Annotated in this window: 15 protein-coding genes and 2 pseudogenes; 8 read left to right on the forward strand and 9 right to left on the reverse strand. The window is 55.9% G+C overall.

What is annotated here, in order from left to right; translation table 11 throughout:
- A pseudogene (locus ABJH13_RS14870) lies at positions 1–293 on the reverse strand (chromosome partitioning protein); the annotation flags it as partial.
- 386 nt (positions 294–679) lie between these two features.
- On the opposite strand from ABJH13_RS14870, the gene ABJH13_RS14875 reads away from it, so the two are divergent.
- The 4 genes and pseudogenes from ABJH13_RS14875 to ABJH13_RS14890 all read left to right on the forward strand — a co-directional run bounded on the left by ABJH13_RS14875 (position 680) and on the right by ABJH13_RS14890 (position 3,167).
- A complete protein-coding gene (locus tag ABJH13_RS14875; protein ID WP_348407008.1) occupies positions 680–1,717 on the forward strand; it encodes a replication initiator protein A in 1,038 nt (345 codons plus the stop codon).
- Between the two features lie 67 nt (positions 1,718–1,784).
- A complete protein-coding gene (locus ABJH13_RS14880) occupies positions 1,785–1,934 on the forward strand; it encodes a hypothetical protein (RefSeq protein WP_348407009.1) in 150 nt (49 codons plus the stop codon).
- Between the two features lie 15 nt (positions 1,935–1,949).
- Positions 1,950–2,129, forward strand: a pseudogene (locus ABJH13_RS14885) (ATP-grasp domain-containing protein); the annotation flags it as partial.
- Between the two features lie 288 nt (positions 2,130–2,417).
- Entirely contained in the window at positions 2,418–3,167 is a 750-nt protein-coding gene (locus ABJH13_RS14890; protein ID WP_348407010.1) for a hypothetical protein, read from the forward strand.
- An 8-nt stretch (positions 3,168–3,175) separates the two neighbouring features.
- Here the strand turns inward: ABJH13_RS14890 and ABJH13_RS14895 are convergent, their stop codons facing one another.
- Positions 3,176–4,987 carry an ABC transporter ATP-binding protein gene (locus ABJH13_RS14895; protein ID WP_348407011.1) on the reverse strand — a complete coding sequence of 604 codons (1,812 nt, stop codon included), beginning with the start codon at positions 4,985–4,987 and terminating at the stop codon, positions 3,176–3,178.
- A 160-nt stretch (positions 4,988–5,147) separates the two neighbouring features.
- Positions 5,148–6,191 carry a glycosyltransferase family 2 protein gene (locus ABJH13_RS14900; protein WP_348407012.1) on the reverse strand — a complete coding sequence of 348 codons (1,044 nt, stop codon included), beginning with the start codon at positions 6,189–6,191 and terminating at the stop codon, positions 5,148–5,150.
- A 120-nt stretch (positions 6,192–6,311) separates the two neighbouring features.
- Here ABJH13_RS14900 and ABJH13_RS14905 point away from each other — a divergent pair, with 120 nt between their 5' ends.
- The 4 genes from ABJH13_RS14905 to ABJH13_RS14920 are packed head-to-tail and all read left to right on the forward strand — an operon-like array spanning position 6,312 to position 11,300.
- Positions 6,312–7,391 (forward strand): glycosyltransferase family 2 protein, encoded by a 1,080-nt coding sequence (locus ABJH13_RS14905; protein WP_348407013.1) that lies wholly within the window; start codon positions 6,312–6,314, stop codon positions 7,389–7,391.
- A complete protein-coding gene (locus ABJH13_RS14910; RefSeq protein WP_348407014.1) occupies positions 7,388–8,884 on the forward strand; it encodes an O-antigen ligase family protein in 1,497 nt (498 codons plus the stop codon). Before ABJH13_RS14905 ends, ABJH13_RS14910 begins: the two co-directional genes overlap by 4 nt.
- Complete coding sequence (locus ABJH13_RS14915; protein WP_348407015.1) at positions 8,881–10,086, forward strand: glycosyltransferase family 4 protein; 1,206 nt, start codon at positions 8,881–8,883, stop codon at positions 10,084–10,086. Before ABJH13_RS14910 ends, ABJH13_RS14915 begins: the two co-directional genes overlap by 4 nt.
- Before the next feature lie 47 nt (positions 10,087–10,133).
- Positions 10,134–11,300 (forward strand): polysaccharide pyruvyl transferase family protein, encoded by a 1,167-nt coding sequence (locus ABJH13_RS14920; RefSeq protein ID WP_348407016.1) that lies wholly within the window; start codon positions 10,134–10,136, stop codon positions 11,298–11,300.
- Between the two features lie 114 nt (positions 11,301–11,414).
- Here the strand turns inward: ABJH13_RS14920 and ABJH13_RS14925 are convergent, their stop codons facing one another.
- The 6 genes from ABJH13_RS14925 to ABJH13_RS14950 form a co-directional block, all read right to left on the reverse strand.
- Entirely contained in the window at positions 11,415–11,990 is a 576-nt protein-coding gene (locus ABJH13_RS14925) for an SIS domain-containing protein (protein WP_348407017.1), read from the reverse strand.
- Positions 11,991–12,935: 945 nt separating this feature from the next.
- The gene (locus ABJH13_RS14930; RefSeq protein ID WP_348407018.1) at positions 12,936–14,432 is read right to left on the reverse strand and encodes a tetratricopeptide repeat protein; all 1,497 of its coding nucleotides are present in this window, start codon (positions 14,430–14,432) and stop codon (positions 12,936–12,938) included.
- A 75-nt stretch (positions 14,433–14,507) separates the two neighbouring features.
- Positions 14,508–15,596, reverse strand: coding sequence for a VPLPA-CTERM sorting domain-containing protein (locus tag ABJH13_RS14935; protein WP_348407019.1), 1,089 nt, complete (start codon positions 15,594–15,596; stop codon positions 14,508–14,510).
- A gap of 333 nt (positions 15,597–15,929) precedes the next feature.
- Positions 15,930–18,689 carry a hypothetical protein gene (locus ABJH13_RS14940; protein ID WP_348407020.1) on the reverse strand — a complete coding sequence of 920 codons (2,760 nt, stop codon included), beginning with the start codon at positions 18,687–18,689 and terminating at the stop codon, positions 15,930–15,932.
- Positions 18,690–18,867: 178 nt separating this feature from the next.
- Positions 18,868–19,131 carry a hypothetical protein gene (locus ABJH13_RS14945; protein WP_348407021.1) on the reverse strand — a complete coding sequence of 88 codons (264 nt, stop codon included), beginning with the start codon at positions 19,129–19,131 and terminating at the stop codon, positions 18,868–18,870.
- Positions 19,132–19,277: 146 nt separating this feature from the next.
- The gene (locus ABJH13_RS14950; protein WP_348407022.1) at positions 19,278–22,595 is read right to left on the reverse strand and encodes a LamG-like jellyroll fold domain-containing protein; all 3,318 of its coding nucleotides are present in this window, start codon (positions 22,593–22,595) and stop codon (positions 19,278–19,280) included.
- Between the last annotated feature and the right edge of the window lie 27 nt (positions 22,596–22,622).

A 22,622-nucleotide genomic window follows, 5' to 3' on the forward strand; every position in this document is an offset into this window, starting at 1 on the left:
CATTTTGCGCCGCCTTCCGTTTCTGCGCGTCCTTGAGGTAAATCAGGGTTGGCTCTTAGCACTCGGCGAAAATATTGAGGGGCCACAGGGATTAAATATTTGGTGATTTCCCAGGTTGAAAACAGGCGTAGTTTTTTTTCGCCGCTCTCGTCTAACCCTCGTGATATCAGATCGTTTGCGCCTCTGCTGCAATCTTCTGAGATCTTAGCAAAGTGATCTGTACTGACCTCTTCAGGTAAGGTTTTTACGACATCATCTGGGTTGATATTGAGGTATGGGGGTAGGGTGCCCATGAGACTTCGTGTCCTTGATATACCGTGTTTTTCAATAAGTAACCAAAAACACGGTACCTTACAAGGTTTGCGTTTATTCTCTCTTTTTCACTGGAAAATAGGCGCTTTCTTTATGGCCAAGAGCGATTTTTCGCCAATAGTTTTGTTATATATCAGTTATTAGAGTGTTACGGACCTTTGACTTTTTATATTACCTGAATTATTTCAACGCCTTACGGGATTTTTTTTTAAACATCCGACTCTGATCCCACGATAGGGCGACTCTGATCCCACGTTAACCCGACTCTGAACCCACGATTGAGATCTCATATTGTGGTAGACAGTGTTTGCTGTGGGAAATAGCTTTGGTGTCAACGAAACAACGAAACGTTGTCAGGCTCGAGCAGATGGCCACAAGACAGTCTTTGACACCCGCGATGGGGGTCACGCCCGGGCAGGGTCACGTTGGCGATTTTTTCGTCTGCGACTTTATGGGTGCCATGCCCAAACATGATCTGGTCAGTATGGAGCATCCGATTTTTGCACTGACGACCCGCCCGGACAGGCGGATCTTATCTTATGAACATAACGCCGCAGAGATCACCATTACGCCCAGCGTAAAGGGTCGCGCCACGATCTTTGACGCGGATATTTTGATCTTTTGCATCAGCCAATTGATTGCTGCGCTGAATGCGGGGCGCGCTGTTAGTCGCAAGCTGACCTTAACTGCGCATGATTTGTTAACGGCGACAGGACGCGAGACAAGCGGTGACGGGTATCGCCGTTTGCGCGATGCGTTTGAGCGGCTGGCAGGGACCCGGATCACCACCAATATTGCCACTGATGATAAAATCACGACGAGCGGTTTTGGGTTGATCGAAACGTGGGAGATCGTGCGCAAGACCCGCAGTGGCCGGATGGTCAGTGTTGAAATTACCCTCAGCGATTGGCTTTATCGGGCGGTGCTGTCCAAAAGTGTCCTGACGCTGAACCGGGAATATTTCAATCTGCGCAAACCGCTGGAACGTCGGTTGTATGAGCTGGCGCGTAAGCATTGTGGGCGCCAACCTGAATGGCGGATCTCTTTGGCTGTTCTGGCAAAGAAGGCCGGGTCGCGCAGCCCTTTGCGGGTGTTTCGCGCCATGGTCCGCGAGATAATCTCGCGGAACCTTTTGCCAGACTATGTTCTGAGCGAAGAGCCCGGCGATATTCTATGTATCCGTCCGCGGGCTGCGGATCCTGTGATTGAAACTGGGCATGGGGCAGGGTTGCTTGATCCGGCCACGCTGGAGACAGCCCGGCAGTTGCGCCCAGGGGCGGATGTTTACGCACTGGAGGCGCAGTGGCGCCATACTTGGCAAAGCACGGGCCGGCCGCATCTGCGCAACCCTGACAAGGCGTTTTTGGGGTGGCTTCGTATCCGGGTCGATCGGGGTGAGATCTAATGCGGATCCAATAGCTTTTGACGACCAAATAACACAATCGCCGCAATGCTAAAAAGAAACCTATGGTATGCAATGGATACTGCAACAGTTTGAGGACACCGAGAAGCCAGCAGTTGTTTTGGATCGTCTTGGAATTCCCTACACGTGGCACAAAGTTGTCCTGTTTGTTGGTGAACTTGACCCAGACCCCGTGATTTACCTGTCTGAAATCGACTAAGATGCTGCAGATTTCGCAGAACAGATGGTGCGTTTGAACCCGAACTACGCGCGTGCATATGTCATGGACATCTGCCGTACGGAAACGGGCCTGAAAATGTTGGAGACCAACTGCATCAACGCTGCTGGGTTTTACGCGGCTGATCTGACCAAACTGGCTGACGCCATGCACACGATCAACGGTATCAAGCCTTAGCGCAGGATCTCAAGCGGTGCCACGGGCGCAGGATGTTCCGAAATATGACCACGTGTGTTGCTCCGGGGCAGGTGGCCCATATGGGCGTCCCGTAAGTAAACAGACAGGTGGCCGACGTCGCCGCGCCCCTTTAGTAGACACCCGCATTCCCGACTAAATGGTTAACGGAACGTAAATATCCTAGGCGTGAGGCGTTTACTTTTGTATGTTCGGGATCAGTCATCCCCTTTTTATGGCGGCCCAGGCCGCAGTTCTGATTCTCAAAACATCCTCTGCGGAGATATTTCAATGGTTACTTTATATTCTACGACGCGCCGTGCCAGATGCGCATTTTTGGCTGGCGTCACCTGCATTGTAACACCACTGCCCGCGCTTGCGAGCATCGTGCCATTTGAAGGAGAGGCAACATGGCTCTTCAACATGGAAGTGACAGAGTACTCATCTTTTGGCACTGTGCTGTCCTCTGGGCCCACACTGGGCGACACTGGCAGCAAACTGGTGCAATCAAGCTACAATGGGCACGCCGATCTGGATTTCTATGGCCCCGGGCGGCATGACTGGACGTTCAACTTTCCACAGCTGAGCTTCTCTTCGACGGGCACCCCGGCAGGCGCGCTGACCTTGACCTCGGACATGCCCCCGATCAGCTTTGATGAAACCGAACTGCCCGACAATACATGCGGATTTATCATCGACTATTGCTATGGCGCGCTGGCCGCTGGCAGCGTCTATGAGGCGGTACGCTACACGCTGAATATCAACACGCTGATCCCGGCAGATGCGTTGCAAAGCATCGAAGACCCCACATACCCGGTGTCCTTTACCTTCACGGAAAACCTCATTTTCCGCAACACAACCGACAGTGGCGATCTGCACTTCTTTACGGCGACGGGCAGTTCTTCTGCAGTGGCGGTATTGGCAGCGGCGGATGGTGCCGCGGTGAGCAGTGTGCCAGTGCCGGGTGCAGTGGTCTCGTTAGGGTCGGCGATGTTCGTATTGGCCGCTCTTGGCGGGATCGGGCGGCGCCGCCCGACCTGACGACAGGGTCAGCCAGCAGACGCCATATCGCGGAACTGGCTGTCCATTTCGATCAGCGCATCATAGGTGCCTTCTGCGGCCACCTTACCGTCTCTGAGCAGGAAAATCGTGTCGCAGTTGCGCACGGTCGACAAGCGGTGAGCGATCATAATGATGGTCTTGGAACCGCTGATATTGGTCACCGCCTCCATGACGGCGCGCTCCGTAAGATTGTCGAGCGCCGAGGTGGCTTCATCCATGATCAACACATCGGGGTTGTGGTAAAGCGCGCGTGCGATACCAATCCGCTGGCGCTGACCGCCTGACAGGCGCACGCCACGTTCGCCGACCTGTGTTTGGTAGCCTTCCGGAAGCTCTGTCATGATGAAATCATGCAAAGATGCGGCTTTGGCGGCCGCTTCTACAGCGGCTGTATCGATCAGCTCGGGGGCGACACCAAAGGCGATATTAGAGGCCACGGTATCATCGGTCAGAAAGATCTGCTGGGGGACATAGCCAATTGTTTTTTGCCATGCGCGGATTTTCTCGGTGGTGACGGGTTCGTCATTCACGATAAGCTGGCCGTCTTGCAGATCCAGAAGGCCCAAGATGACATCAACCACCGTGGTTTTGCCCGCACCGGTGCCGCCCACGATACCCACGGTCGTATTGGCAGGGATCGTCAGAGACATGCGCGTCAGCGCGCTTTGCTCGGTGTTGGGGTAGGCGTATACGGCTTCTTCGAGGCGCAATTCCGTTGTCAGACGCAAGGGGGCGACGGCCTCGGCGGCATCGCGACGTTTGAGCCGGTCTTTGTCCAGCGCCATGAGATCCGTGTGAATGCGGTCCAATGTGTTTTCGTTAAAGCGGATGGTGGCGATGCGGTTGTAGACCTGCTGCAGCGACGGAATGAGCCGCATGCCGGTGGCCGCAATCAGCCCAAGCGTGGGTAGTAAGGTCGTCAGATCGCCGTCACCACTGCCGCGTGCCAACAGCACCAGAATTAACATGATGACCCCGCCAAAGGCGATGCCTTCCAGCGCGTAACGCGGCACCTGACGCAATACTTGGCTGGTGGTTTGAGCCCGCGCCATGGTCAGGGCGGCCACTCGGAACCGGCGTATGAAATCTTTTTCGAGCCCGATGATCTTGAGCTCTTTGATCCCGCCCATGGCTTCTTGGACCACATGGAACCGCCGTTTGTTGGCCGTCACGCGGGAGGCACCCACGCGCAGGAGCAACAGCCGGATACAGACATAGATCAGCGTATAGGCGCCACCCAACGAGATCACCGCCCCCAGCGCAATCACCGGCTCAAAGTAGAACAAGGCCCCAATCAAAAGGATCGCGGTGAGCAGATCCGGGATCAGCCGCATCGCTGGCAACAACGACCCCGATACGGTTGTGTCGACCTCTGCCAGCACGCTATTGCCCAGATCCGAGCTGTGGCGCGACAAAAACCAGACATAGGGTTGGTGCAGATAGCCTTCCAATAGGCGCGAGCTGAGCACGTAAGAACGCATCAGCGAGAACCGTGTCAGCACCCAAACCATGAACGCTTTGAAGATCAGCCCCGTGACCGTAAAGAGGAAAACCCCAGCCCCCATCGCCACAAAGAAGGCCTGATTATTGGTGAAACCAAAGGTGCCGTAAGCCCACGCCAGCATGGTGTTGGTCTGGATCATCTCGGGGTTAGACAGCACTTGTAGAAACGGCAGGATCGATACGACGCTGCCTGCTTCAAACACTGAGAGCACAAAGACCATGCACAATAGAATGAAAAACCGTCGCTTTTCTGCTTGCGACAGTAACGATAGGATCTTCGCATAGGTACTGATCATCGCGATCTTCCTTCAACTGCATGGGCCGGAATAAGTGTGCGCCATAGGATGGGCGTGGTTGTCCCGGCAGGTATTTTCCTAGACTGCGTATACGAAGAAATCGTTCCCGCATGCAATTCCACAGTGGGTCTGGACGTGCAAGATCGCATCTGGGGGATGGTTAAACAGGCGGATCCGAACGCAATGCCGCAGGCAGCATCCGTTTCAGCTCGGCGGCGCGCAAGGCCAAGGCAGGCAGGAAATCGACCCCATGGCGTAAAAACGCACGCCGCGCCTGTTTTCTGGACAGGCCTGATCGTTGCAAAGCAGACAACAACAGCTGCGACGCCTGCCGGCGCATCCAAGTGCGACGGTCGGGATGGCTGGCGGCGTCATAGGCGATCATTTGCCGCATCGCCGCAAAAATCGCAGCGGGCGGGGCTGCAGAGAACCCCAGATACGCGGCGTTGAAAGGCTCCAGGCTGGCCCGGACCTTCGGTGGTAATTCGCGGTCCTGCACCCCAAGGGCGATTTTCTGCGCCCGCGTGGCCTGATCGCGGTATTTCGTACCAGAGATCGACCCGTCGTGGATGCGGTAGTTCAGCAAGATATCTGAGGTCGAGACAGCCTCGCCGTGCGCGAGCACCCGGGCGAAGAATTCGTAATCCAATGTGGTGCGCATCTGGTCTGCATAGCGCAGTGGCGTGCCATCAGGAGCCACCCTGCGAAACATCGTCGATGGATGTGTAACGGGGTAGAAGAACCGCGCCAGCCACCGGCACGAAAAGGCGTCACGCGGTCTGTGGCTGGTGCGCAAATGCGCGCCTTCGGCATCAATCTGCCCAATACTTGAGCCAATCAGCATGACAGTATCATGTGTGTCCAAATAGGCTTTTTGATGTGCCAGACGGTCGGGCATCGATATATCGTCGCTGTCCATCCGGGCCACATAAGGTGCGCGGGCAAGATCCAGACCGCGGTTGGCAGCCCCCGCCACCCCTAGGTTTTCAGATAGGGTTTCTACGTGGATACGTGGGTCTGCAGCAGCTATTTTGGCCAAAATCTGTGGTGTTTCGTCTTGCGACGCATCATCGACAACGATGATCTCGATGTCATCCAAGGTTTGGTTTTGGATCGATGCCAATGCGCTTTCGACATAGCGCGCACCATTGAACACGGCCATCAGAACGGAAACTTGAGGTGATATAGGGGCGGTAAGGGCCATCGTGCGCTTTCGAGTGAACCATATTTTCAGGACCGGGGTCTATACGCTTGCGGAGTGAATGTGTAGATCAGTTTTGGACGGCCATCGCCCGCCTTTGATTTGTTTGTATGAGTATTGTCCATGACCCTGAATTCTCAACCCGACGATTCCGCTCTGACATGGGATGCGGTGATCGCCACACGCAACCGGCCTGAGGCGCTTGCCCTGTCGATCCCGCTGTTGTTGAAACAGACGCGGTTGCCACAGAAAATCATCGTAATTGACAGCTCTGACGATCACGCGCCCATCCGCCAGATTGTGACAGAGTGCACGCAGGGATGGGACGGCGAGGTCATCGTGCATCAAAGCGGTCCGGGGTTGCCTTACCAACGCAACCGCGGTCTGGAACATGTCAGCGCAGATGTCGTGATCTTTCCAGATGATGATTCTTTGTTTTATACGGACACGGCCGCCGAAATTATGGCTATCTACGAAATGGACCGCGCCGGGATCGTGGCCGGGGTCTGTGGTATTTCCGTGCATGAAGCCCCCGAAGGGTCCTTGCCTGAAGGCACCTACCAGATGTCGCGGGCACATGCGCGTGACGCGCGCACCCGTTTGATGCGCAACCGCATTGAAAAGAAATTGTCCCATCTCAAGCCGGCGCTTTATTTGGGGGGGCTTTTCAAGGGGCGCCACCCGGTGCCAGATTGGTTTGACCCAGAGCGCCACAGCCTTGTTGAATATATGACCGGGTTTCGGATGTCGTTTCGGACGCAGGCGATCAAGGCGCGCGAATTTGACGAAAACCTCAAGGGTTACGGGCTGGACGAAGACGTCGAAGCCAGCCTAGCCGTGGCGCGCGATGGTTTGTTGGTGGGTGCGCGGCGTGCCCAAGTCTATCACCACAAGAACCCATCGGGGCGTGCAGGTAGCTTTACAATGGGGGCGATTGCGGTGCTCAACCGAGCATACGTGATCCTCAAACATACCAGCGATGGTGCGCTGACGCCTCAGCAGTCGCAGGCGGCGCGGTCGCGGTTGCGGTGGTTTATCCGGCTCAAACTGCTGACTGAACTGCGCTATTTGCGGTCTGCCCCTGGCCGGGCGCGGTGGCGCGGTGCGTTTGCAGCGGCACGCGCGTCGCGGACCCTGATGCGCACCCCGCGGGCTGAACTGGGTGCGGCGTATAGTGCGGCACAGGACACTCTGACCTCATGAGCGACGCAGGCGCATATCGCCTGACCCGCGAGCGCAACCGTCATGTCAGAGCGCGCCCCTGGAAAAACGTCAAGGGCCAGGCGGGCCGTGGTCAGGCCAAACAAGAGGTCATCGACGCAGGCGCCGACCAAGCCGCCGCCGCTGAAACACGCCCCATAAGCGCGCCCCCGGGCAAGGCCGCGCAGTTTATAAAACAAACGGCAGTGCGTGTGGCTGGGCTGCCTTGGCTCGCCATCATATTCATGATCAGCATCATGGCGCCCATCACCGTACGGGCCGGGCCTGTGCTGCTGTTGCCGTACCGGATGGTGCTCTTGGCGTTGTTTTTCCCATTGCTCATTCGTTGGCTCATGGGCAAAGCCGGGCCGATCTTGTTGATGGACAAATTGATGATGTTCTCGGCGGGCTGGGCGGTTTTGGCACTGGCGATGAACCATCCTCTGGGGCAGGTGATCGAACCGATTGGCATCCATACGGTTGAATTTTTTGGGGCCTATATGTTGGGGCGGGTGTCGATCCAGTCGGGTGCCGATTTCCGCAAATTCGCCCGGGTGATGTTCCTGATCGCGCTGGTGTTGTTCCCCTTGGCCGCCCTCGAAAGCGTGACCGGACGGCCGATTGCCTTGGATCTGGTGCCCAATTCGATTTCTCATGTGAATATCGGCGCGCGTTGGGGCCTGCGCCGGGCACAGACTTTCTTTTCACACCCCATTCACCACGGCACCTTTGTCAGTACGGTGGTGGGGCTTGCATGGTTCTCGTTCAATTACAGCTCTGGCTTTATGGGGCGGGTTATCCGGCTGGGTGTGGTGTGTGTCTGTACCGCCTTTTCCATGTCGAGCGGGGCGCTCATGGCGATGGTCTTCCAGCTGATCTTTATCGGATGGGAACTTGTGCTGCGTCCGCATCCCAAACGTTGGACGATCTTTGCTTGGCTGTGCGTTGCGGGCTATGTCGTGGTGGATCTGTTCTCTAGCCGCACCCCGTTCCATGTGGTCGTCAACTACGCCACATTCAGTTCGGGCAGTGCCTACAACCGTATCCTGATCTGGAACTATGGCACTGATAACGTCTGGGCAAACCCACTGTTTGGGCTTGGCCTGAATGATTGGATACGCCCCAGCTACATGAGCAGCAGTGTCGATAACTTCTGGCTATTGATTGCTATGAAATACGGGCTGCCGGCGTCCTTGGCCTTTATGGCGGCGATCTTGCTGATTGTGCGCCGTGTGTCGTTGGCGCCCCTGACTGATCTGGTCGATCGTGCCGGCCGGGCGGGGTATCTGGTGTCTTTGGGTGGTGTCGTGCTGGCAGGGGCGACGGTGCACTATTGGCATGGCATCGGGGCGTTTGTGTTGTTCTTTATGGGCACCGGGGTCTGGGCGGCCCAGTCATTCGGCGCGCCCCCCGCACCCCCTGATCCAGACCTAACAACAGATGCGACAACAGACCCGGTCAAGCCGGCCCCCCCTAGCCGGAGACGACCTGCATGAAAATTCTGATTACGGCGCCGCGGCTCAATGCGCTGGCGGTGGGCGAAGCATATACCGCGACGATGCTGCTGCGCGAAGTCTCTAAACTGGCGGATGTCACCGTGTTGGCGTTCGAGACACGGCGTGGCCCGCCATTGGCTGAACAGTTACCAGAGTGCACGGTTGTCACCTTCGACGAGCCCAACTGGACACGGATAAACGAACGCCTGTCGTCCATGCTCAAGATCAGCCTGTTTGTGTTCAATGGCCATGTGCGCCGGTGGATGCAGGCACATGGCGCAGAGTATGATCTGGCCCACCACATTTTGCCCCGCGCACCCCGCTACCCGACCCCCTTGCGCAAAGGAAGAGTGCCTTATGTAATCGGGTCTCTGGGGGGGGCGCTGCCAACGCCCGCGGCCTTTGCCCCCGAGGCGCAGGGCGCTCAATGGTTTACCCGGCTGCGGGCTCTTGATGGGCTGCGGTTTCGGTATGATCCGTGGTTGCGTGCAAGCTACACAGGCGCGGAACTGGTGATGGGGGTCGCCCCCTATATGCGGGATGTTCTGGCGGATGTGCCGCTTCGGCGGTTCGAACCATTCCTTGGGATCGGCGTTGCGGATCTTGAGCCTGAAACGGTGCGCGACACGCCTGCGGGCCAGTTGAAGATGTTGCATGTGGGCCGGGCGGTGCGTACCAAAGGGTTGCGCGATGTCGTACGGGCCTTAAGCCACTTGAAAGACCACCCTGAGGTCACCCTGACCAGCATCGGCGATGGCGAAGAACTAGAGGCGTGCCGCGCCGAGGCCGAAGCGCTTGGGGTGGCGGACCGTGTGTCGTTTCTGGGTCGCCTGCCGCGCGCGCAGATTGAAGACCACTACAAAGCCGCCGACGCGCTGGTTTACCCCAGTTTTCGCGAAAGCATGGGCGCTGTTCTTTATGAGGCGATGCGCTGGAGCCTGCCGGTTGTCACTGTGCGTGCGGGGGGCCCTGATTACATCATCGATGACACATGCGGGTTGAAGGTGGATGTCACCACGCCGCAACAGATGCCGCAGGATCTGGCGCGCTGCATCACTACCCTTGCCGCAGACCCTGCATTGCGCCAGCGGTTGGGGCAGGCGGGGCGTGCCAAACTCGCCGCCGAAGCGTTGTGGCCGCTCAAGGCACAAAAGCTCATGCAAATTTATCAAGACACACTTGCCGATGCGTCCCGGCGCTAACCCTCACGTGCGACTGAAGTTCGCCTCATGACAGGAGCCACCTTTTTATGTCTTCTCCGCTGACCATCGGCTTGCTGTGGCATTCCGCCAATTCCGACAATCTGGGCGTTGGTGCCCTGACCGTTGCCCAAATCGCGATCGTCGAAGGTATCGCTGCTGAACTGGGCCGGGAGGTGCGCTTTTTGACCTTAGGCTGGCGTGATCCGCGCCCATCCTATGTCACGGCAGACAACGTGGAAAACGCGAATTTCCGCACCCGCGACCTTTATCGTCCCAGTGGGTTGGCACGCTCGGTGCGGCGTTGCGACATTGTGTTGGACATTGGCGCAGGCGATAGCTTTTCGGATATCTACGGGGCCAAGCGTTTCATCAAATATATGACGGCAAAGGCCACCGTTCTGGCATTGGGGCGGCCCCTGATCCTAAGCCCGCAGACCATTGGGCCGTTCAAGGCAGGGTGGGCGCGACGCGTGGCATTTGTGACCATGCGCCGGGCGGCGGCGATCTTTGCACGTGATGAAAAATCTATCGCGATCCTGCGTGATCAGGGGTTTGGTGGTGATGTGCATCTGGCCAGCGATGTGGCGTTGCGTTTGCCCTATGACGCCCCGGCCGCGCGTGCTGATGACGGCCCGGTCCGAGTGGGGATCAACGTTTCGGGGCTGTTGATGAATGGGGGCTATACGGGCGCCAATATGTTCGGGCTCAAAGGAGATTATCCGGCCATGATGACGCGTATCGTGACCCGGTTTGCGCAGATGGAGGGGGTCGAGGTGCATTTGGTCCCGCATGTTATCGCAGATACCATGCCTGTCGAAGACGACTACCGTGCCAGCGAAACCTTGGCGCGCGACGTCGGGCAGGGGGTGAAAATGGCCCCGAAATTCACCTCTCCCTCAGAGGCCAAGACTTATATTGCGGGGATGGATTTCTTTATGGGCGCGCGGATGCATGCGTGTATTGCGGCGTTTTCCTCGGGGGTGCCTGTGGTGCCTATGGCGTATAGCCGTAAATTTGCGGGGCTGTTTGGCGCGTTGGAATATCCTCATACGGTTGATTGCACCTCGGACCCGGCCGAAGAAATCGAGGCGCGCATTTTCGAACAATTTGAAGCGCGCGCGGCTTTGGCCAATGAGACACAAGCCGCTTTTGCGCGTGGTCTTGACCGGTTGAGCGCATATGAAGACAGCCTGCGGCAGATCATGTCGACATAGGCGTCACGCGGGATAAAACTGTTTTGAATCCCGCGCGCAGGGTGCCGCCAAAACCGCATGTTGCGTTTGGGGGCACCGCGTCACCTTAAACCCACCGCGCTGCGGGTGTTTGACCTACCCCTTACGGGCGCGCATGTATTGGGTCACCGCGTGAATGAGGCTTTGATGGGTGTCTTCCACGATGCCGTAGTTTTCGATTTCTATGTGCACCACATGCGTGGCATGTTCTTTGAGCGCACCGCCCTTGAAACCCACAAAGGCCACCGTGGGTACGCCTCGTTCATTGGCGTATTTACAAGCTTCGATCACATTTGCGGAATTGCCGCTAGAGCTGACCAGCAGCACTGCGTCCTTATCCGTCAGGTAGTATTTCAACGGCTCCGAAAAGACCGCATCATAAGAGATATCATTGCCGATCGCCGTCATCAGCGGCACATTGGCCGCCAGCGACATCATGCGAAAGGGGGCTGTCCCATCAACGTGTGTCCCCTTGCCAGCGTCACAGACCATGTGGTTTGCAATCGCCGCGCTGCCGCCATTACCCGCGACCCAAACGACCCCACCCCGTGCAACGACCGTATCGAACACATCAAGCACGTCTTTCAACGGTCCTTTGTCAAAAGACAGTAGCGTTTGTGAAAACCGCTTGTAGTAGTCGGTGATGAAAGCTTGAAAGTCGTTGTCTGCCATACTCAGCGCTCCAAAATCGCGACACGGCGCAACCTATATGATGATGGGTGTCTGTGTCGTTCGTTGTTTGTGTTAATGTGGGCCGGGTATCCATGCAAAGGCAATTGTAGCGACAAGGAAAGTCAAAATAATGCTGCTACCTGGCATGTTTTTTCTCAGTCATCATTGCGTTCTTTTGCCGAGCAGATAGCCAGACTGTAACCGACACACTAGCCCCAAAAATTAGGGCGTCTAGGCCCAAGGTTTTGCCACGCGGGATTGCTGCAAATCCTATCGTGAAAAAAGCTGTAGCTGAGATACTCGTGCAATTCCAGCAAGCGCCATACCCCTATACCATGCAAAGAATCCAAAGAGCTGGGACACAAAGGCAAGGTAAACAAACGCCGACAACACTTGTCACGAACTGGACGATGGAACGAGGGCTATGGGTGAGGCGCCCCTAGTTTCCTGGACACCTGTGGGCGATACCTGAACCGCGACTCCTATTGGCGTTGAGGGTAGGGTGATCGACCCATCTCTTCCATCATCTTTTCGCGGAACACTTCGGCAGGTGTTTTCAACGGTGCCTTTCTGCCATGGACTGGAAGGGTCGCAGAACCAAGTTTGGGTACCTTTGCCAGCTACCAGTCTTCGATCCGGCGGCGATCTTGTAAGCTCAGTTGCGTATAGATCGCTCCCATGTGATATTCCTCCTATTAGATAACTCGTTGTTTTCTAATAGGAGCCGCACTTCAAAGTAGCGCGCACCCGCGTCTGCAAAAGTGAACTATAATATGTGTTATGATAATTAATGGCATCTATGCTCTGAGATATCCTGGTTGGTCTGTCGTAGGGCCCATGGTCTGAAAGGCCTCTGTACTGGGCGCGTGCAGGACAAACCGTAGGTATGGTCTGGTTGAGATAGGAATAGACGGCATTAAGGTTTAGATTAGGTACACCATCTGTTTATTGCTGGGCCTGCACTTTTTTGAGGATATCGGCGGCGGGTTGCGCATTCCCGGATAGCGTCACAGCGCGCTGTGCCAGACGGGAAGCAGCAGCGGCGTCGCCCTCTGCCAAGCGTAGTGTCGCAATATTCACAAGGCTGGGCCAATGGTCCGGGTCCAGCGTCAAGGCGCTGCGGAACGTGCCTTCTGCCTTGTCGTTTTCACCGCGAGCACGTTGTATTTCGCCCAGCAAAAACCGAGCTTCGAGCCATTTCGGCGCGACCTTTACCGCCAAAGCGGCGTCCTGGGCTGCGGATGCGAGCTGGTTCAACCGGACCTTGACGATACTGCGCCCTCGGAGAAGTTCGGCATCTTGGGGAAACCGCGCGATTGCCTCATCATAGATGGATTTTGCCGCCTCATATTGCCCGGTTGCCCCTTGGATCGCGGCATGTTCGCGCCAAGACGCAGGTTCATCTGGCAACTGCGTTACCAACCGTGTGGTTGCTGCATGGGCGGCGGAAAAATCGCGGGCCATAAGGTGCGCGCGTGCTGTAACGGACAAGGCTTGGTGCAAGATATCGGCGTTGGCATCCGCTGTGGCAGCACGTTCTGCAGCGGCGATCCCATCCACAGACCGCCCCATTGCAAGCAACGCGCGGGCGTATTGCAGGTTGGAAAAGGCGTCTGCAGGCTCTGCTGCGGCGGGTTTAGACAACACCACCACCGCGTTGGGCCAATCGCCGGTTTCCACCAATAACGCGCCTTTCGCTTTGAGAAGTGCGATGTTGTCAGGCGCGGCATCGATCCCTTTTTGGTAGGTCTCTAACGCTTGCTTGGGGTCCCCCAATTGGGCGTGGGCATTGCCAAGCGCCAATCTCATGCGCGCGGTGCCGTCGTCTTGGGGGCTCAAAAGAGCGATTGTATCTTTGGGACGACCGATCCTGTTATAAACGAACGCCAGTTCGGCCTTTGCGCCAAGCTTTGCGGTGTCTTGTGCCGCAACGGCTGCCTCAAGGTGCGTCAGGGCGCGGGGCAGATCATTGGTATCGGCATACGCGATGCCAAGACGTTCGTGGGCGGGGGCATAGCCGGGCGCAATTTTAAGCGCAGCGGCCCAATGGCCAAGTGCCTCAGGGGTATGGCCCGAAGCATCGGCAAGATCGCCGCGCTTGATCCATGCGCTGAGACGTTTGGGTTCTAGGGTAACCGCCTTTGCATAGGCGGCGTCCGCGCCAGTGACATCGCCGCGCATGCTCAATGTGACACCAAGCACTTCCCAAGCGATCGCATCATCGGGCGCGTCATCAAGCCGTGCACGCACCAGGGTTTCAGCCCCGGCGATATCGCCTGTGTCCAGCGCGCGTGAAATGGGCAGCAGGTACGCCGTTGCTTGTGGCGCGTCTGGCAACAAGGGGCCAGCTTCCAAAGTGGACGCCTGTGCAGATTGCGTGAAAATAGTGAAGATCAGCGGAAAGAAAACCGCGTGCCCGAACCGGGAGGAGACAGATGACATAAACAAGTCTCACTTTGAAAAACGAGGGGAAATGCGCCGCGATCCTGCGCCGCATTCCGGTATATTAGGTCTGTATCAGGCCGCGCGACGACGCAACAACGCGAGCCCACCAAAGGCTGTCAGGAGCAGTGGAAACCCAGCTGGCAGTGGCACCGGAGAGGGGCCCGTACCGTCGGTGAAGCTGTCGAATTCACGGGCAACGATGCCGCCATCAACCAAAGCGTTGGTAAAGAACTCTGCATCCCCTTCTGCGGTCCGCGTGAAGGTCACATCAAATGTGAAGGCTCTGTCTTCGGAGCGGTCATAATCACCAATCGCCTCTGCACCAACGCAGGCGCCGATATCAGCTGACGTACAGACGGTGCTCACATCAATGCCCAATGGCAGGCCAAGGCCCAGATCATCAACCGTTACGGTTTCGTATTCAGAGAACCCGGCAGTGATACCCGCGGTCACGTCGGCGATGATATCTGCAGCACTTGTTGAACTGCTGAACACGGTGCCGCCCAATGGATCACCGTAGGATGCGGTGATTGTATCCAGATCGCCGTAGGCCAAGGTCACCAAAGAGATGTCTTCAGCGGCAAGTGCGGCCTGCGCACCCGCAAGGTCACCCTTGGCCGAGGCGTCAGTAAAGACAAACATGAACCGGTTTGACCCAGCCCGCCAGTCAAGATTGTCCCCAGACAAGGCGATCCCGGTATAGCCGGATTCGGGGAAATCCCCGCCCCCGTCTGGGACGCCCAGCGAGACATCATTCACGTTGTCGGTGAATGTCGTGTTGTTCGTGCTCAGGCCGCTTCCAAAGATGACATTGGCATTGGGGCGCACATCGTCGAGAAACGCACCTTCTGAAAACACACCAACGCTGGCGGCAACATCGCCAAATGTTGTTTCAAGCGATGCGAACAGATCGCTTGATGCGTCTTTGGCGGCGTTGATTTCGCCGCCCATGCTGCCGGATGTGTCGATCAGGAAATGCACGTCGATGACGGCATCAGATGGGCCGCTTGCTTCGACAACAACGGTTTTTGTGATTGTTGCGCTTTCGCCAACGGCCAGATCGGCGCTGTATGTTTCAGGGTCAATTGTATCTGCGAAAGCAGGAAATGCGGCGACGCCAACGGCCGCGGCAAAAAAAACAGGGATTCTATGTACAAACATCGCTCTCATTAAACTCCGAAATTTTGTAAAAATTAAAATTTTGCAATGATGTGATGTTAACAAATTATTCACATTAACCAAGAAAAAATATCAAATGTGCTATATTTGTACGTTTTTCGAATGTTTTCTGTTTGATTTTCTACCTTCGATTGATTTTTCGAGGCGAAGGGTAAACCAGCCAAAACGTATTTTCGCGCTGGCAGCTTCCGATTTGCAGCCCGCGCGCATGATCAAGGCCGTCTCAAAACGCGATAGGGCCACGGCAAAAACGACGCCAGATCCAGAGATCTGACGTCGCGTTTAATTTCATGGTGCGTGGGGGTATTGCCCTGGTTACAAACCATCCCGTAGCCAACTGGGGGCGGTCTTCGGATTGGACGCATTCCAGCTGCTGGCGGGATCTATCCAGAACCGTGCCGCACTGGGGGGTTGGCCATTGATCACCGCTTCACGTGGGTCCTCAAAGGCCAGATCGGGGTTGGCCCAATTGGGGAAGATCGTGCTGAAGTCAGGTGCTTCGGCGGTCGACATGTCGATGGTGTTCTCACGGTCGACCAGGTGGAACCAGCTGTCGTAGCCGCTGCCAGTATACCCGTTAATCAGACAATCCTTGAGCAATATCTGACACGCAAAGCGGAGGTATATCAGCGCCGTCCTGCTGACATCTGGATGCGGCAAGATCGAGAATTGTTCGAATATACTGTCGTGATAATATTCGAGATTGGCTCCATGCGCGTTCGTCGAGTTAAAGACCGTGTTGCCGCGGTAGATATGGCGGTAGTTGGTGCCATTGCGCGGCGTCTTATCGCTGTTGCCCCAGCCATCTTGATCAAAGAGGTGCCCCTGAATCAGATCAACGCCGGAACAAGAGGCAAAGTTGTCAAGCCAGCAAAAGTGGTTTGGCTGTGGGGCATTGTTGCCAAAGGTCTGCAACAGATCGCGGTGGGTATAAGAGGTGTAATTGCCCACGGGTTCTTGGAATCGGTTACCCTTGATAACGCCACCCATGCTTTTGTTGGTGGTCAGACCGTCGACCCCTATCCAACGCACGGTACAATCTTGCACCGTGAAATGTTTGGAGTTGTCCAGATTGATCCCGGCATAGACATTTTCGATCGCACAGCGGTGAACCACTGGGAAATTCCCACCTGTCGTGATCCCCACTCCCATGGTGACAAAACTCTCGGTGTTTTCCCAGTCAGCCCCTGCATCAGCAGAGGCACCAGGTGCCACAACATCGAGCCGGTTACCGCGTATTGTCAGATCAAAGAAATTGATGTGCAAACAACTGCTCTGCGTGCCCAATATCATCTGGGCGCGGTAGTCCTTACTGGCGCTTTCGGTGATACTGCGCGTGACGGTGAAGCCTTCAAAGACCAAACCAATACAACTGTCGATCTCGACGCGCCCGTTGACAACGGCGGTGACGGGCCCGGTGACGATCGTAGGGTTTGACTGTGTCGCGTTCACAGCACCAAAGCTGTTGCCCCATGTGTAGGTGCCGTCTTCTTCCAGAGCCAGCACCCCACCGGAGGAGGCGTATTTGCGGATCTCGTCGAAAATCACCCCACCGGACGGAATGGTGCGAACTGGCGTGCGGTCACGAAGGGCAACGGCTTCGATCTGTACGTTGGCCTCCAACGTATTGCCGAGCGCATCCGTCACTTGCACGGTCAGCGGTGTGCGCGGTGTGGGCCGGTCTGGCGTGCCATGGCACACCCCGTTGTCTTCGACGGTGACCCAATCTGGTTTGCTCAGCACGGTATAGCTGTGCGGCTGCGCGCCGCCATACACTCCGCGTGAAAAAGCAAAAGACGGCATGGGGCGGCCAACCTCGATCTGCCAATCCTCACCGGGGGTGCGTTCTGTCAGGGGTGTCAGGGTTGTGCTGTCGGACACATTGATCGAAATAACCTGCGGATCGACAGCCCTCAGAGGACCATTCATCGCATAGATCAGGCGTGTGACAGTGCCGTCCTCGGCATCGCCTTGTCCGGCGGTATCAACGGTGGGCGTAATCGTGAGCACCGCACCATCCCAGGTGTGCGGCTCGGGGCCGTCATAAATATATTCTGTGATGTTCCCGGTGAAAAACTCGGTAAAGTCGATCGGACGAGAAGACAGCCCTGTATAGAGTTTTTCGCTCCAAAAGAACGGGGTCTTCGCCGCCTTTTGTGGAAAACCGCCGCTATCGGTAATGTCCCAAAGCCCTAGCATATGCAGGCTATAGCGTTTGGAAGACCCGCTTGCGATGGTCCCGCGGATCTTGGCATCAAACCGGACAATGGCCGCATCTGAACTGGCGGGGATTTCGACAAGATGTGTCCCCGTGCCTAAATCACCGCTGTTCCAGAGCGTTGTGCCGCTGTCATCTTGCATCCGCAAAGACGTATCTTCGGTGTTGCTGCCCGTGCCCGATAGTGTGCTGCGGTAAAGCAATTGATAGGTTCGGTTAGGGTCTACCGAAATGAAGATCACGTTGGTGGAATTCGTGTCTCCGGGGGTGCCCCACGTCATTGCGCCTGGGGTCGGGTCGCCAGAAAAGGTGGCCGTTGGGTCAAACCTTAACGAGCTGATGCCGGATGTTGAGGGGATAAAATCGCTTGTCCGGTCGGTATCAAAAGAGGTGAAGTAAACCTCGATAGGGGCACCATCTACCGGAGGCTCGTCAGCTTCGATGGTGAGTTTAAACGCGGCGCTGGCCGACCCAGCCGCGTTTGTGGCCACCACAACAATGCTGGCGGCATCAATGGGTGTTGCCGTATCGAGTGACAAAAGACCCGAGACCGGATCAATGTTGGCGGCAAGCCCTGTGACGCTAAAGGTCAGATCATCGCCCAAAAAGACACCCGAGACGTCGATCGTTTCTATGCCGGTGTCTTCATCGAAAATCTCATCGTTCAGATCTGCGATTTTTGTGGGCGGGGCTAGGGCGGCCTGAATGATGAGATCAAACGTGCCTTTGGCTGTTCCCGCGCTGTTCAGGGCGGTAACGGATATCATGGTCGCGGACGTTGACGCGGCTGTATCCAGTGACAGCTGGCCGGACACGGGGTGAATACTGGCCCCAAAGCCCGTGACATCGAATGTCAAATCAGCACCTGAGAAAAAGGCCGAAACGTCGGTCGTCGCGAAGCCTGTCCCTTCATCCAGAAGCAGATCAGGCAAGTCGCTGATGAGGGCGGGCGCAGTTATTTGACTTGGCTTGCTCTTCTTCTGACCAAGTCTAGAAAGAGACAGTGACGTGCTGATTTGCATGTTATTTTCCCTATCAGCGCAGGCCGACGATATCGGTTGCTGTCGTACCTGTGGCAAGAACGCGCGCGACCCGCAATGGATAGAGATTGCCACCCTGCAGGCCGCGTAAAGTGATGTTGTTGCCCGAAATCAGTTGGACGGCAAGGTCCCCTGTGCCACCAACATAAAGAGCCCGGGTTGCAAAATCGAGATCGTCTTGGTCGCTGGGGGTAACCGCAACACCATCGCTGGCCGGTGCTGTCAGGCCGGGTGTCATAGACTCAAAGTTATAATTCATGGTGGTCTCTCTTTTTCCTGGAGCCAAAATCACCGCAAGTAAAGAGAGAGAACCCCAAGGATCCCTTAGGAGGGCGCGCGCACTGTTAAGGGGCCTGTGTCAGCGCGCGCGCAAGGTCGTTTTATTGGCAGGATGTCCCTACCAATTTAGAACAATATTTCGTCCACGGTCAGCAGGTTAAGAGCTGTGAGCTGGTCGAGGACCGCGGCTTCGTCAACGCTTTCTGGGGCATCCTTGAGCGAGATGTTCTCGATATAGGCATCCACGGTGGGGTCGCTCCATGTGTTGCCCAAAATCGCATCACGAGAGCTGCCTAGGATAATCCCACTGGCCTCGGTCCGCGCTGTTTCCTGACCATCGATGAACAGTGCCAGATAGTTTTCATCATCGTCATAGGTGATGGTGATTTGATGCCAGTTGCCATCGTCGAACACGGCCTCGTCACTGATGACGGCGAATTTACCCTCATCGGTCTCAATCCCGAACCAGACCCGGCCGTCGTCTTTCACCGACCCCGCGAATTGCTGATAGTAGTTGATGAAATTCCCCGCCGCGTCGGCCTCTGCCAGGCGCAGGTCCAGGCGCAGGTCGAACCCGTCCATGTCTTGTAGGCTTCCGGTGTCGCTGTTCAGGTAGATTTCGCTACTTTCACTGATCCGGAACCCGACGTGGCTGCCCAGAGTTTCGCCGGTCTGATAGACCGTGATGCCGCTGCCCGATTGATCCGCGAGCCCCTGTGACGAAGACAGCAGAGCGATGGCATCGGCATCGCCTACGGGCACATCGATGCTGATACTCCGATCCGAAAGCTGAATGTCGTCAATATAGGCATCTACCGTATCGCGTGACCACAAGTTCCCCAGAACCAGATCTTGGCGGGCCCCAGTGATGATACCGCTGGCGGTCACGCTGGCCACTTCAACGCCATCCGCTCGCATGACAAGCGTTTCGGCGTCTGAATCGTAGAAAATACCAATGCTGTGCCAATCGCCATCATCAAAGATCGCCCGGTCGCTGATCATCGCGTAGGTGCCTGTGGTGGTCTCTACCTCAAACCAGACCCGGCCGTCGTCTTTCACCGACCCTGCAAATTGTTCATAGTAGTTGATGAAATTCCCCGCGGACCCCAGGCTTTCCAGTCGCATGTTCAGCGTGAGGGCGAGACCTTCCATATCTTGCAAGCTGTCTGTGTCACTGTCGATGAAAATTTCACTACTTTTGCTGATGTTAAACCCCGTATAGTCGCCCTCGACGGTCCCGGTGTTGTAAATCCGGGCATCCCCTTCTGCCAGGTTCGTAAGGCCCGTCGCAGAGGACAGGCGCAGAAACGCACTGGCGACAACCGGTTCTTCTCCGATGATCGGATCGTCGTTTGGAACATCTATTGTAACCGGTTCGTCCGCGATCGCGGGATCACGGCTGATTGCAATGTCGTCAATGTATATGTCGGCTGTGTCACGGTCAAAAACATTGCCAAATACCAGATCCTGTGATGACGACCCGGTAATACCAGATGCCGTGACACTGGCCGCTTCCTCACCGTCCACATACAGCCCAAGCTTTTCGTCATAGGCGTCATAAGAGATGCCGATGTTGTGCCAGTCGCCATCCGATAGGACGGGTGTCTCGGTGATGACAGCGAAGGCGCCCTCATCAGTGACGATTTCAAACCAGACCCGTCCGTCATCATAAACGCGACCCTGAAAGATCGTGTGCAATGTGATGAAATTGCCGCCGTTGCCGGCATCGGCCCATTTCATATCCAACGTAATCCCGATGGTCCCACTTTTTTGCAGAGGAAAGGCGCCCGAGGTGATCTCGATTTCGTTCCCCAAGGAGATATGGAAACCGTCATGAGAGCCTTCGACGTTGCCCTCCACGAGCACGGTAGCCTGCTTTTCAGATAGATCTGCTAGGCCATTACTTGATTTCAAGTATATGATATCTTTAGTAGCAACCAAGAAATCCCGCGATATTTGGTCTACAACTGTTCCTCCATCGTTGATTGTCAGAGTGACCTCATAGCTCCCCCCCTGCCCAACCGATTTGTCGATTTCGATGCCTGTGAAGGTGGAGCCATCAGAGAATGACCAAACAAACTGATATTCTGATAGATCAACAAACCCGGTGCTGTCCAAAGACAGCCTGGCGTCGAAGGACATGGTATAGATGTCTCGGATGTCGGCCGACCGGGTCAGCACGGCCTCTACCCCGTCGATAGCGCTTAGCGTGGCTTGGGTCAGATCGGCCCCCGCCAGCCCGTTCCAATCGCTGTCCAGCAGAAACCTCAGGTCGCGCAGATCGGCCGCACCGCCATCATTGGCATTTACGAAATTATTGATGATGTGATTGGCGGCATTAACATCGTCATACTCAACGAAAAAATTATCTCTTATTACAGATACATCTTCGGTGGTTCCGGCGATTTCATTTGTGATGTTATTGGTGATCACAACATCGCCGTCGTTGCGAATAACAATCGAGGGCGCGCTTGAGCTGATCTCGTTGTCACGGGTGACAACTTCGGCCTGACGGTTCCACAAAAGGGTGTTGTTCGTGATCGACAGGTCGTTGACGTCAGCTGCATAAATGCCGTGGATATGAGAATTGTAGATCACATTGTTGCTGATCTCGAAGTTTTCGAAATATCCGCCGGTGGCGCCACCGTCTCCAAACAGTTCGTTGCGGATAAAGATGCCTTGGCTGCCCGCCCCGCCCGAAGTGTTCAGGACATTGCCGCTGATGACCACGTCGCGGGTGATCTGGTTTGCGTTGGTGCCCCAAAACTGGATCATATCAGAGTGGGTGACATTTTGTGATGTGCCGTAGAAATCATGCAATGTGTTGTCAGTGACCTCGACCCCTTGCACCGAAGCAAACCGCAGCCCGTCGCCCTGCATTTGCGTGATGTCGTTGTCGGAAACGACAATATCGTCGCCATCGATCACCGACAGTCCGTGATAGTAATTTGAGACCGTGTTGCCCGAGAAATTGAACTCATCGCTCCAGCGGACAGATCCAAGGGTCAGACCAACCTCACTATAGCTGGTCACAAAGCCAGTGGCGTTGCCGATGAATTCTGAGTTGGTGATCGAGATGTTATCCGAGCTGTAAATTTCCAGATCGTCAGAGCTATCGTTGCTGTCACCGGTGCTGTCAAAAAGCACGTTGTCGATCGTGATGTTATCGGTGTCCCGGATGTAAACTCTGGACATGATGGCAGGTGTGTCGGGGTCTTCTGAGGTGATCGTGACAGCGTTCTGTTCGTCACCGACATCCCTAAAATACATGGAATAAGGTGTGTCACTGGCTTGTAGCTTTATAACACCGCCGCCTTCGTTCGCCTGCAATTCTAGATATGCAGCTCGCAGTTCTTCTGAACTTGAAACCGTTATGGTCGTTTGTGCCGTGGCGTCTGCCATAAAGAAAATCTCACCCCTTTGTTGATCCGTCTCGTCAGCCATCAAAAAAGGCGCTTGCAACTGCAAAGC

This window comes from Roseobacter sp., assembly GCF_039970775.1.
In the GTDB taxonomy this organism is placed as follows: domain Bacteria; phylum Pseudomonadota; class Alphaproteobacteria; order Rhodobacterales; family Rhodobacteraceae; genus Roseobacter.

Excerpts from the sequence above, each read along its gene's own strand:
- ABJH13_RS14875 (WP_348407008.1), top strand. The coding sequence starts at position 680 with ATGGCCACAAGACAGTCTTTGACACCCGCGATGGGGGTCACGCCCGGG.
- ABJH13_RS14880 (WP_348407009.1), top strand. The coding sequence starts at position 1,785 with ATGCAATGGATACTGCAACAGTTTGAGGACACCGAGAAGCCAGCAGTT.
- ABJH13_RS14890 (WP_348407010.1), top strand. The coding sequence starts at position 2,418 with ATGGTTACTTTATATTCTACGACGCGCCGTGCCAGATGCGCATTTTTG.
- ABJH13_RS14895 (WP_348407011.1), bottom strand. The coding sequence starts at position 4,987 with ATGATCAGTACCTATGCGAAGATCCTATCGTTACTGTCGCAAGCAGAA.
- ABJH13_RS14900 (WP_348407012.1), bottom strand. The coding sequence starts at position 6,191 with ATGGCCCTTACCGCCCCTATATCACCTCAAGTTTCCGTTCTGATGGCC.
- ABJH13_RS14905 (WP_348407013.1), top strand. The coding sequence starts at position 6,312 with ATGACCCTGAATTCTCAACCCGACGATTCCGCTCTGACATGGGATGCG.
- ABJH13_RS14910 (WP_348407014.1), top strand. The coding sequence starts at position 7,388 with ATGAGCGACGCAGGCGCATATCGCCTGACCCGCGAGCGCAACCGTCAT.
- ABJH13_RS14915 (WP_348407015.1), top strand. The coding sequence starts at position 8,881 with ATGAAAATTCTGATTACGGCGCCGCGGCTCAATGCGCTGGCGGTGGGC.
- ABJH13_RS14920 (WP_348407016.1), top strand. The coding sequence starts at position 10,134 with ATGTCTTCTCCGCTGACCATCGGCTTGCTGTGGCATTCCGCCAATTCC.
- ABJH13_RS14925 (WP_348407017.1), bottom strand. The coding sequence starts at position 11,990 with ATGGCAGACAACGACTTTCAAGCTTTCATCACCGACTACTACAAGCGG.
- ABJH13_RS14930 (WP_348407018.1), bottom strand. The coding sequence starts at position 14,432 with ATGTCATCTGTCTCCTCCCGGTTCGGGCACGCGGTTTTCTTTCCGCTG.
- ABJH13_RS14935 (WP_348407019.1), bottom strand. The coding sequence starts at position 15,596 with ATGTTTGTACATAGAATCCCTGTTTTTTTTGCCGCGGCCGTTGGCGTC.
- ABJH13_RS14945 (WP_348407021.1), bottom strand. The coding sequence starts at position 19,131 with ATGAATTATAACTTTGAGTCTATGACACCCGGCCTGACAGCACCGGCC.
- ABJH13_RS14950 (WP_348407022.1), bottom strand. The coding sequence starts at position 22,595 with ATGGCTGACGAGACGGATCAACAAAGGGGTGAGATTTTCTTTATGGCA.